Origin of the sequence: Streptomyces sp. NPDC001093, from assembly GCF_040298985.1 — a bacterium.
In the GTDB taxonomy this organism is placed as follows: Bacteria; Actinomycetota; Actinomycetes; order Streptomycetales; family Streptomycetaceae; genus Streptomyces.
In genome coordinates this window covers 1-11,242 of the sequence record NZ_JBEPBF010000207.1, presented here as the reverse complement: position 1 = coordinate 11,242, position 11,242 = coordinate 1, and the positions used below count along the sequence as shown (strand labels likewise).

At 75.5% G+C, this 11,242-nt stretch carries 7 protein-coding genes; 2 read left to right on the top strand and 5 right to left on the bottom strand.

Translation table 11 applies throughout. The features are described 5' to 3' along the window. Positions 1 to 67: 67 nt before the first annotated feature. Positions 68 to 2,206, bottom strand: a complete 2,139-nt coding sequence (locus tag ABT288_RS47385; protein ID WP_502973011.1) for a PP2C family protein-serine/threonine phosphatase — start codon at positions 2,204 to 2,206, stop codon at positions 68 to 70. A 386-nt stretch (positions 2,207 to 2,592) separates the two neighbouring features. On the opposite strand from ABT288_RS47385, the gene ABT288_RS47380 reads away from it, so the two are divergent. Beyond that, complete coding sequence (locus tag ABT288_RS47380) at positions 2,593 to 3,201, top strand: LuxR C-terminal-related transcriptional regulator (protein WP_351622557.1); 609 nt, start codon at positions 2,593 to 2,595, stop codon at positions 3,199 to 3,201. Here the strand turns inward: ABT288_RS47380 and ABT288_RS47375 are convergent. The 4 genes from ABT288_RS47375 to lanKC form a co-directional block, all read right to left on the bottom strand. Further along, positions 3,131 to 4,948: an ATP-binding cassette domain-containing protein gene (locus ABT288_RS47375; protein ID WP_502973012.1), complete on the bottom strand. Its 1,818-nt coding sequence runs from the start codon at positions 4,946 to 4,948 to the stop codon at positions 3,131 to 3,133. The two genes, ABT288_RS47380 and ABT288_RS47375, sit on opposite strands and share 71 nt — an antisense overlap. A 91-nt stretch (positions 4,949 to 5,039) precedes the next feature. After that, positions 5,040 to 6,773: an ATP-binding cassette domain-containing protein gene (locus ABT288_RS47370; RefSeq protein WP_351622552.1), complete on the bottom strand. Its 1,734-nt coding sequence runs from the start codon at positions 6,771 to 6,773 to the stop codon at positions 5,040 to 5,042. A 307-nt stretch (positions 6,774 to 7,080) separates the two neighbouring features. After that, positions 7,081 to 7,194, bottom strand: a complete 114-nt coding sequence (locus tag ABT288_RS47365) for a SapB/AmfS family lanthipeptide (protein WP_055704589.1) — start codon at positions 7,192 to 7,194, stop codon at positions 7,081 to 7,083. 36 nt (positions 7,195 to 7,230) lie between these two features. Beyond that, a complete protein-coding gene (lanKC, locus tag ABT288_RS47360) occupies positions 7,231 to 9,843 on the bottom strand; it encodes a class III lanthionine synthetase LanKC (RefSeq protein ID WP_351622548.1) in 2,613 nt (870 codons plus the stop codon). A 199-nt stretch (positions 9,844 to 10,042) separates the two neighbouring features. On the opposite strand from lanKC, the gene ABT288_RS47355 reads away from it, so the two are divergent. Next, the coding region (locus tag ABT288_RS47355; RefSeq protein WP_351622545.1) for a PAS domain-containing protein at positions 10,043 to 11,242 on the top strand (1,200 nt) is incomplete at its 3' end.

The following is an 11,242-nucleotide window of genomic DNA, read 5'->3' as shown; positions in this document are numbered from 1 at the left end:
GCCGGCCTCACCCGCGGTTCCGGCCGGCGGGGGAACGGTCCGGCCCTCCGGCGGGAGGGCCGGACCGTCACGCGTCGTCGCACGCGCGCAGCAACAGCAACGCCACGTCGTCCACCCGCTCCCGCGTCGCGACGGTGTGCCGGACCACCTCGTCCGCCAGTTTCTCCAGCGGCTGGTCGCCGGCCTCCGACAGCAGCGCGCCGAGATCGGCCAGCGCCTCCTCGATGTCGACACCGGGCGCCTCCACCAGACCGTCGGTGTACAGGACGAGCACCGAGCCGGGTACGAGGGACAGCTCGGTCGTCGGATACACCGCGCACGCGTCGATCCCCAGCAGCGGGCCCCCGGCCAGGTCCAGCACCCGCACCCGGCCGTCCGGCGGTCTCAGCAGAGGCGGCGGATGACCCGCCCGCGCCATGACGGCCCGCCCGCGTGCCGGGTCCAGCCGCAGATACAGGCAGCTGGCGAACAGCTCCGTGCCGAGGTCCATCAGCAGCCGGTTCGTGCTGCTCATGACCTCGTGCGGGGCCTGCCCGACCGTGGTGTACGCCCGCACCCCGGTGCGGATCTGCCCCATCAGGCCCGCCGCGGTCACGTTGTGCCCCTGCACGTCCCCGATCACCGCGGCCGTGAGCGGCAGCGTCGGCACCAGGTCGTAGAAGTCGCCGCCGATCTCCATGCCGTGGGTGGCCGGCAGATAGCGGGCGGCCGCCTCGATGCCGGGCGGCGGTGCCAGCGAGTTCGGCAGCAGGGCCTGCTGGAGCCCGTGCGCGAGCCGGTGCTTGGCGTCGTAGAGCCGGGCCCGCTCCAGCGCCTGCGCGATCAGGCCGCCCAGCGATGTCAGTACGGCCCGCTCGTCGGCCGGGAAGACATGCGGCTCGGCATAGGCCAGCACACAGGTGCCCACCGGCCGCCCGGACGCGATCAGCGGCAGATACGCCCAGGCCGCGAAGCCGTCCGGGGTCTCGCGCCGGCCCGGATACAGCCGCTGAAGCTCCTCCTGGGAGTCGAAGAACGCGGGCACCCCGCTGTTCAGCACCTGAGTGCCCGGGGTCCGCTCGGTCAGCGGCAGCCCGTGGAACCGCTCCACGGCGTGCGGGTCGGGGTACCCGCGATGTCCCAGTACGTGCAGCCGACCGCCCTGCGAACCGAGGACCACCAGCGCCTGGCTGCCGACCGCCGGCGCCACCTCGTCCCAGACCAGCTGCACCACGTCCTGCACTCCGACCGCCTCGGTCAGCGCGCCCGCGAAGCTCAGCACCTGGGAGATCGTCACCAGCCGGGGCGGTGCCGCGTCCTTCTGCGCCGGACCGCGTGCCATCTCCGCCACCGCCCTGGCGCGGCTGATCCGCACGCTCAGCCCGGTCGTGCTCGGATACATCCGGAACGACAGCCACTCGCCCGGCGGGCGCAGCGCCACGAACGACGTCGCCTGCTGGCTGAGCAGCGCCCCCCGGTAACGGTCCTCGTACATCGGGTCGTTCAGCCAGGGCACCGACCCCCACAGCGGCGTGCCGAGCAGCTCCCCGGCCGGTCTGCCGAGCAGCTCGGCGGCGGCCGTGTTGACGAACCCGATCCGGCCGTGCAGATCCAGCGACACCAGGCCGTACGGCAGCCGGGACACCATCCGTGTCGCCTCCACCGAGCCCAGCGTGTCCGCCACGGCCGACACCGGCTCCGTCAGCACATCGGCCTCGTGCTCGAGCGGTCCGTCCTCCCACGTGGCCCGCTCCAGCCGCAGGCCCAGCCGCTCGCAGGCCGCCCACAGATGGTCCCGCTCCCAGTCGGACAGCTCCGGCGGATGCGCCCCGGGCCAGGTCACGAACGCCGCGCCGTACACCTGCCGCTCGGTCGCCACGGGCAGCGCGGCCAGCGCGAACGGGTACGGGAGCACCACCGCGATGCGCGGATAGCAACGGGCCATCTGCTCCTCGCCGCCCACCCACACCAGCCGACGGTCGCGCACCGCGTCGGCGACCGGGATCGGCGCGGACAGCCCGACCCGCTCCCACGGCGCCGCGAACGCCCGGGGCATGCCCGCGTGCACCGTCATCTCCAGGACCGGCTCGTCGGGCCTGAGCAGGTAGACGGCGCCGGAGTGTGCGTGCACCTCCTGCATCATCGAGACCAGCGCAAGCGACATCACGGTATGGGCGGCCGCTGCCCCGTCGGCCGCCGGTCCCGGCCCGTCGGACACGCCGACCACCTCCTCGCCCGGCCGCGTCGCGCATCCTGGGCACCACATTCCCTCGCGAGCGCGCAGCGCGCACGGCGAGCACCCCGGCCGCCCGCCGGGGCCGCCCCGTGCGCGGACGCCTCCGGATACCCCGTCCGGCCGTATCCAAGCCCGGCCGTCGGAAGCGCGGGCGGCGTACGGGCGCCTCGCGTGCGCCCCCGCGCACCCTGATGGCCTGATCTCCGCGCCCGCGAACGGTACCGGCGCCCAAGAATGGGCACGCGCTTTGCCGTGCCGGGGCCATGGCACGGACCGTGGCGGGCCGCGAGGGGTACGAGGAGCGGACCACGACGGCACGGGCGGCGACGAGGAACGGAAGACGCGGGCGTACGACGACCATCCGAGGGGGCGGGGCAGTGATCCGGGTGCTTCTGGTGCAGGACGCGTGTCTGGTGCGATCGGTCCTGGCCGAATGGCTGCGGCGCGAACCCGGGCTGGACGTGGACGACACGCCGTGGCGGGGAGCCGCCGCGCGCATGCGGTCCTTAGGGCCGGACGTGTGCGCGGCGGACCTCGACTGCGCCGACGGCCATGGGGTGCCGCCGCTCGGCGAGCTGTGCCCGCCCGGCACCGGCGGCAGGCCGCCGGCGCTCGTGGTGCTGGCCCAGGCGAACCGGCCGGGCCTGCTGAAGCGGGCCGCCGAGGCGGGCGCGCTCGGCTTCGTGGACAAGGGGGGCTCACCGGACCGGCTGGTGCGTGCCATCCGGTCCGTCGCCCAGAGGGAACGTTTCATCGACGACTCGCTGGGCTTCGGTTTCCTCAAGGCCGCCCAGATGCCGCTGACCAGACGCGAACTGAGCGTGCTGTCCCTCGCGGCCGGAGGCGCGTCCATCGCCGAGATCGCCGGCAGCCTGCATCTGTCCCACGGCACGGTCCGCAACTACATGGCGTCGATCACCCGCAAGACCGGGGCCCGGAACCGGATCGACGCGATTCGGATATCGCGCGGGGAGGGCTGGGTGTGAGCGGTGACCGGCGGGGGAGCGGCGCCGGCTCCGTCCAGCGGCCGGCCAGGTCCCGGTACAGCGCCGAGCTGCGCAGCAGCTCCGCGTGGGTGCCGCAGGCGGTGCGCGCGCCGTCCATGACGAGGATCCGGTCGGCGCGGCGCGCGGAGCTCATCCGGTGGGCGACGACGACCAGTGTGCCGCCCGGGCGCGCCGCGAAGGCCCGCTCGGCGCGCGCCTCGGCCGCCGGGTCCAGATGGCAGGTCGCCTCGTCCAGCAGGGCCAGCGGGGCGGGGGAGAGGTAGGCGCGGGTCAGCGCGACGAGCTGCCGCTCACCGGCGGAGAGCTCCGCCGGCTCGACGGGGGCGCCGGGTCCGCCCAGTCTCCTCAGCAGGGGGGTGAGCCCGACGGCGTCGGCGGCGGCGAGGAGTTCCTGCTCGGGCACCGGGTCGGAGCGGTGGAGGGACAGGTTCTCGGACAGGGTGCCGGTGTGGACGTAGGCCTCCTGCGGGATGAGGACGGTCGCCTCGTGCGCGCGGATGGTGCCGTGCGTAGGGGTGAGCAGGCCGGCGATCAGTGCGGTGAGCGTTGATTTGCCGACGCCGCTGGGGCCTACGACGGCCAGGTGGGCGCCGGTGGGGAGGGTGAGGTCGAGGTCGTCGAGGACGGGTTCGCTCGCGGGGCCGTAGGCGAAGGTGACGGACGTGACGGAGAGTGCGCACGAGGAAGGGGGGAGTGCCGTTGCCGGGCGGGCGCGGGTCGTGCGCGGCTGGTCGCGCCCCGCGGCGGAGCCGCTGAGGGACACGGCCCCGCGCCCCTCAGGGTCCCGGACGGTCAGCCGGCGAAGGACCACGGTGAGCCGTGAACCGCTCGTGCCCAGGCCGTGGACCAGGTTGTCGAGGGCGGGGAGCAGGGCCTGGGTGACGTAGGCGAGCGCGCCCACCAGGGCGCCCGGGGTGACCCCGTGCTCCAGCAGCCAGGGGGCCGTGAACAGCAGCAGTACCGCGGGGAGTTCGCCGCCCACCGCCAGGGCGGCCACGCGGGCCACGCCCCAGTGGGCCAGGGCCCGGGCGGCCCGCACTTCCGCCGCCGTGCGCTCGCCGACGGCGCCGGCGACCCGCTCCTCCGCGCCGGCCGCCGTGACGTCCCGCAGTCCCGGGCAGACCTCGCCCAGCGACTGCGCCAGCGCCTCGTCGGCGGCGAGGAAGGCCTCCTGACGGCGGGCCAGCGGGCCGAGCGTCGCGGCGAACAGGGCCACCCCGGCGAGCAGCGGCGGCAGGACGACCGCCAGCAGCAGCGGGGCCAGCGAGAACAGGCCGATCAGGGCGCCGGCGGCCGTGAACAGGAACGAACGCGACACCATCACCACACCGGCGAGCGTGTCCCGGGCTATCTCCACCTGCTGGGTGAGCCCGGACAGCGCACCCGGGTCCGCCTCCCGCACCCCGCGCGCCACCACCGCCGTGACCAGCCGGTCCCGGGCCGGCTCGACCAGCGCCGCGACCACGCCGTACACCCGTCCGGTCCCGTACGCCCCGGCACCCACGGCGAGCCCCGCGGCGCCCAGCCACAGCAGGCCGGCCCGCGTGTTCCCGGCCAGGAACCCGGCGTCCAGTGCCCGTGCGAGGGCGTATCCGACGACGAAGGTCTGCCCGGCCTCCAGCACGGACCACGCGCCGAGCCGGGCCAGCACCGGCCATCGTGCCCGCAGGAACCGGCACGCCTGGCTGCGCACACGCGCGCGGTGCCCGCGGACCGGCTCGCGCATCCGGATTCCGTCCACCCCAGCGGGGCGGTCCTCCTCACGCACGCCTGTCACCCCTCTCGCTCCCGCCGGTCCGGCCATCGGCCCCGCACCTTCACCCGGGCTCGTCCCGGATCTCCTCCTCGCCGTCCCCGAACACCGCCCGGTACTCCGCCTCCTGCCACAGCTCCCGGTGCGTCCCGACGGCCCTGACCCGGCCGGCGTCCAGCCAGGCGACCCGGTCCGCGCGGGCCGCCGTCGCGGCGCGGTGGGCGATCAGCAGGCGGGTGCGGTCCGGGTCGGGGGCCAGGAGGGTCCGGGTGATGTGGTGTTCGGTGACCGTGTCGAGACTGGACAGCGCGTCGTCGAGGATGAGCAGGCGGCCGCCGTGGGCGAACGCCCGGGCGAGGCCCAGGCGTTGGGACTCGCCGCCCGAGCGGGGCGCGTCGGCGAGGCGGGTGGCGTAGCCGTCGGGGAGGCGCCGTACGAAGTCGTCGGCGTGGGCGCGCCGGGCGGCGGAGCGGACGGCGGCCCCGGTGGCGGCCGTGAGCCCGAAGGCGATCGTGTCCTCGACGGTCGTGCCCAGCAGGGCGGGGCGCTCGAAGGCGTAGGCGACGGCGCGGCGCAGCTCGCCGTGGGCGAGGTCGGAGAGCGGGACGCCGTCGAGGAGGACCTCGCCCGTGTCGGGATCGGCGAGCCGGCCGGCCACCTCGGCGAGCAGGGACTTGCCGGCGCCGGAGCGGCCGACGACCGCCAGGGTGGTGCCGCCCGGGACGGTCAGGTCGACGCCGTCCAGGACGGTCCGTCCGCCCCGGCGCGCGGTCACCGCCCGCAGTTCCAGCCGTCCGTTGCCGGGCGGGAGGCGGCGGGTGCCGTGTCCGGGCGCGGGCTCGGCGCGCACCTCGGCGAGCCGGCCGGTCGCCGCGCGGGCCCGCGCGAGCGCGGCCAGCTGACCGACCAGGGCGCCGACGCCCGTGGCGAGGCCCGCGTACCGGGAGGCCGCCAGCATCTCGCCCACGGACAGGCGGTGCCGGGCCAGCAGCAGTCCGGCCACCGCCAGCACGCCCAGGTTCAGCAGCGGTGCCACGGTGACCGCGCGGGCGGCGGCCCGCCCCTGCACCCGCCACATGCGCTGTCCGGCGCGGGACAGTTCGGGCAGGGGCGCCAGGATCCGCGCCGTCTCGCGCTCCTCGGCACCCGCGGCCCGGATCGTACGGAAGCCGCCGACCGCCTCCGCCAGCGCGCCGGCGATCCGGCCCTGCACCCGCTGGTAGTCGGCCACGCATGCCGATGTGTCCCGGGCGAAGGCACGCAGCAGCAGGGCCAGGACCGGTGCCCCGGCGAGGAACACGCCGGCCAGCCACGGGTCGATCAGGCCGAGCGCCACCACGCCCCCGACGGGCCCGGCGACCGCGGCGAGCAGCGCGGCCAGCGCGCCCGGCGCGGTCCCGGCCTGCGCCGCGTTGCCGACCAGCCGTGCCACCAGGTCCCCGGCACCGAACCGGGCCGTCGCGCGCGGGCCGAGCGCCAGGACGTGCCAGGTGAGCTGCCCGCGCAGCCACGCCGTGGCGTGCGCGTCGGCGGTGCCGGTGAGCACCCCCGCGCAGCCGTCCAGCAGGGCGAGCAGCAGGACGACACCGGCACAGCAGCCGAGCCAGCGCGCGGCCGGGGCGTGAGCCAGCAGCAGGTCCAGGGTGTGGCCGAGCAGGGCGGGCAGCAGCAGGCCCGCCGCGGTGGCGGCCGTGCTGACGGCGCACAGCGCGGCACAGCGGGCGCCGCCCTGCCGCACCACCGCGCGTGACAGCGCGCGGCCGGCTGCTGAAGTGGCGCTGCCGGGGCCGGAGTTCATGGGCTGAGGCCTCGCTGGGACTTCGGACGGGAACGGGAGGGCTCCAGGACGGACGGCCGCCGCCGGGACGGAGGCCTCGGGCGGCCTCTGCTCACGGCGGCTGCCGGGCGGGGCTTTCGACGATGGTTCGCCGGTGGAGGCTGGACAGCCCGCCGGACCGAGGCCCGTCACCACCCGGCGCGGCACCGACTGACGGCTACCGCTTGCTCTCGCGGGGGGCTCCGGCGCCCCTTCCGGCCGGAGAGGCTCCGGACGGCCCCTCCCACGGGGGAGAGAGCCGTCCGGAGCCGTGGACTCACCGGCCCGGTCAGAGGCAGAGGAGAACGCTCGCCGCGGATACACAGGAGAGCAGGCTCGCGGTGCTTGCGCCGGTGTGGGTGTGCTCCTCGGACTCGAGGGTCTGCAGGTCCAGCAGTGCCATGACGGTGTCCTTTCCCTGATTGGGGACGGGGTTGTGTCACGACTCCGTCGGTGCGGAGCCGCGTGTGCGGGCCGCCGGTGGCGGCGGAAGGAAGGGCAGGTGCGCGGTGCGGGCGCCGTCGCGGGCCGCGGCGAGCGCGAGCAGGCAGCCTGCCGTACCGGTGGCGAGGTCCATGGAGAGCCGCATCATCTGGTGCCCGGGGAAGGCCAGTTGGCCCTGGTAGTCCATCGCGAACCAGCCGAGCCCCGCGATCTGCTGCTCCAGCCGGTCGCGCCCGGCACCCGGTGCGGTGCTGCGAGCGAGGTGCAGGATCATTCCGGCGCGGCCCTGGAAGAGGCCGGGCTGCGCGTAGAAGCGGGAGGTGGCGGCGGTGAGGATGGCGGACCGGGCGCGCTCGAACTCCGCGCTGTCCGCGTGGGCCAGGAAGTCGTCCAGGACCAGACCGATTCCCGCGCTGCCGTCGCCGAGGTAGGGCAGCGTCCGCCAGCCCTCGTCCACCTCCAGGCCGCCGCCCGCCTCCTGGGTCACACAGCAGTCCAGGTCGCGGCGGAGCGCCTCGCCCGCCGCGCTCAGGCAGCCCTCCTCGCCGGTCTCCTCGTACCGCCTGAGGAGGAACAGCGCCGGCCCGCTCGCGCCGCGCAGCAGCCCGGCGCGCCGGGGCGGACCGTCCGGGACGGGTTCGGCGAGTCGTCGTACGAGGATGTCGGCGGCCTCTGCGGCGTGCTGTCGCAGGGCCGGCTCGCCCGTCGTGTCCGCGAGGCGGCCGAGGACCAGGCCGAGCCCGGAGAGTCCGCCGTGCAGGTCGGAGGCGAGGCTGCGCCAGTTCTCCCGCAGGATGCCGTCCAGCAGGTCCAGCGCCCGCTGCCGGTGGCCGAGTTGATCGAGGACGAGGGCCACGCCCGCGAGGCCGTCGTACAGGCCGAGCGGCGTGCCGGGCGGTGGCGGGACCGTGTGGTCCAGCAGCCAGCGCTCGCCCTCGTCGTACCGGCCGGCGCCGGACGCCTGCAGCGCGTACAGCACACCGGCCGCGCCGTGCGCGAGGCCGAGGCCGCCGCCGTCCGCGAACTGGGCGATGTCACCGGGGAAGAGCCGGTCGTTGCGTTCCGGGGTGGCGGAGGCGAGGATCGCCTTCACCATCGAGTCCCGGCTGTAGGGCCAGTCGCCGGGCACCACCGGCGGGGCGGGCCGGGTGCGCCGGCCGCCCGCCGGATCCCGGGTGATCTCCGCGACCGCCTCGTCCAGGAAGGCGCGCGGCACGTCCGGGAACTGCTCGGCGATCACCTCCGCGAGATGCGCGGCCTTGCCGCGGTCCACCACGAACAGCGTGGTCACCGGAAGGAACAGGGCGAGCCGCAGACAGGCCAGCGCATAGCGGTCGACATCGCTGCCGCGGCGGTCCGGCGGGGCGAAGAAGCCGGGGTGGGCGACGGTCTGCCGGGCGTTCTCCTCGGCGGGGGCGGCGGCCTCGAAGTCGATGAGGTACACCGACCGTTCGTCCTCGGACACCATGATGTTGAAGACATGCAGGTCGTTGAAGACCAGCCCGCGCGCGTGCACCGCCGCGACCGCCCGCTCCACCGCCGCGTTGATCCGCAGCGCCCACGCCGTGTACGCGGCGACCGCGGCCGGGTCGGGGTCGGGAGTGAGCAGCGGATGCCGCTCGGCGAAGAAGGAGTTGAGCGGGCGGCCCGCCAGGTGGTCCATGACCAGGAACCGGTGCTCGCCCAGCATGAACCAGTCCCGCACCTCGGGCACCACACCGGTCCCGGCGACCCGTTCCAGCGCCGCCCTCTCCCGCTCCAGCCGGGCCACCGCGTCCGCGCCGTCGGCGGCGAGACCCGCGTGCGGCCGGGCCTCCTTCAGCACCACCCGGCGCCCGTCCCGCGTGTCGGTGCCGGCGTACACCCCGCCTCCGTTGGAGAAGTGCAGCGCCTTCTCGATGCGGTACGGCAGCTCACCGACCGTCGTGGTGTTGCGGGCGTCGAGATGCGGCCGCAGGAACTCCGGCAGACTCACCCACTCGGGCACCTGGAAGGACGGCGCCCGCCGGTCCGGCACGAGACGGCCGGCGCCGTCGGTCACCGCCGGGACCAGCGAGCCGCGCTCGTCGACGACGTACCGGCGGGCGAAGGCGCCGTAGCGGACGTAGAGCGGACCGTCGTACCAGCGCAGGTCGGTGAGGATGTACGGCCCCTCGGAACCCTCCAGCAAAGCACCCAGTTCCCGCAGGGTCCGGTGCAGCTGCTCCTCGTCCGCCGGATACACCGTGACGAACTTGCCGCTGGTGTCGCGGCCCGCGTACTTGGCGTTGCGCAGGTGCAGCAGGTGCGGGCCCGGCACGAACTTGAACGGGATGCGGCGCGGTACGCAGTAGTCCCACACGATCTCCGCGATCCGCTCCGCGTTCGCGGCCGTCGCCGAGGAATGGATCTTCCAGCCCTGCGCCGGTGACGGCAGCGGCGCGCCGTCCGCGCCGACCGGGGTCAGCGTCAGCCAGTCGCCGGAGCGCGCCGCGTGCCAGCCGTCCGGGACGGCGCGACGCGCCGTCGTGAACAGCGGCGCCGGCTCACCGGCCGCTCCCGCGAGCCGGTCGGGCGTGTCGTAGAAGTGTCCGTCGGCGAGCGCGTACACCTCGTACCGCTTGTCCATGCGCCTCCCGTCCCTCGTCGTGTGGCCGCGAGACGACACTCGCAGGAGTCGGACGGTCGCGGACAGTCACACATGTCACGAGGTCACCGTGCGGAACGCACGCGTCAAGATGTGTTCGGCCCACTTTCGAGCGAACGAGGCCCCGCCATCGCGTCCGGAGCCTCCGCAGGGGCTGCGCCGGAGCCTCACACGCGCTGTAATGGCGAACGTGGTGAGGAGCGAGGGCGCTGCGATCAGCAGAACGAGAACGGAGCGTGCCGAAGCCGCCCTGGACACGCTCACCGCGGGGTCCGCCACGCCCGACCGGCTCCGCCGGGTCCTCGAACAGGCGCTGGTGTTCGCCGGGGCCGCCTTCGCCGGGGTCTACAGGCCCGGCGACGACCCGGCCCAGCTGCGCCTCGTCGAGTCGGCGGGCCTGCCACGCACCCTGTACGGGCTCCGCGACGGCTATCCGGCCGCCGGTGGTTCCCCGGTCGCCGAGGCCCACCGCACCGGGCACCCGCTCTGGCTCGGGCCCGAGCAGCTCGCCGGCTGCTCCGAGGCGCGGCGCACCCCGTCCCTGGACTTCTCCATGGCCGTCCTGCCGCTCGGCCCAGCGGGCGGCGGCTGTCTGCTGGCCGTCAGCGAGCACCCCGGCGGCTTCGGCAACGACGACCGCGCCTGCCTGGAGCTGGTCGCCCGCGCCATCGCCGTACCCTGTCCGACCGCGCCCGCCGGCGACGGCGGGGAGCTGCCGCCGGACGCCTTCAGCCTGGCCATGGACAGCGGCCGGGTCGAGGTCGGCGACGAGATCCTGCGGCTGTTCGGACTCGCCCGGGACACCTTCGACGGCCGCGTCGAGACCCTGCTGGCGCTCACCGTGCCCGAGGACCTGCCCGCGCTGATGTCCGTGGTCGAGGCCGACCACATGTCCATCGGCGACCGCGAGCTGGAGTTCCGCATCCTGCAGCCCTCCGGTCCGCCCAAGTGGCTGCGGCTGCGTGGCCGGCTGCTGCCCGGCGACGAGGGTCGCTCCGCCCGGCTCGTCGGCACCGTGGCCGACGCCTCCACCCTGCGCTCCGGCGTCACCGACGTGGCCCGGGTGCAGCGCCTGGCCGCCTCCCTGGCCACCGCCACCACGGTCAAGGACGTCGGTGAGGCCGTGGTCGCCGCCCTGCGCGGGCCGCTGCAGGCCGCCCGGATCGCGCTCGCCGAACTGGAGAACGAGCGGCTCGTCGTCACCGTCCTCGACCCGCCCGAACCCGATGCCTGGCCCGAGGTGTGGCGCAGCGAATGGCGCACCGAGTGGCCCGACGCGCCGGTGCGCGCCATGCCCACCCTGGCCGCCGCGCTGCGCGAGGGCCGCTCCCGGATCTGGCCCGCGGGCAGTCCGCTGGAACCCGACCTCGGCGAGGGCGGG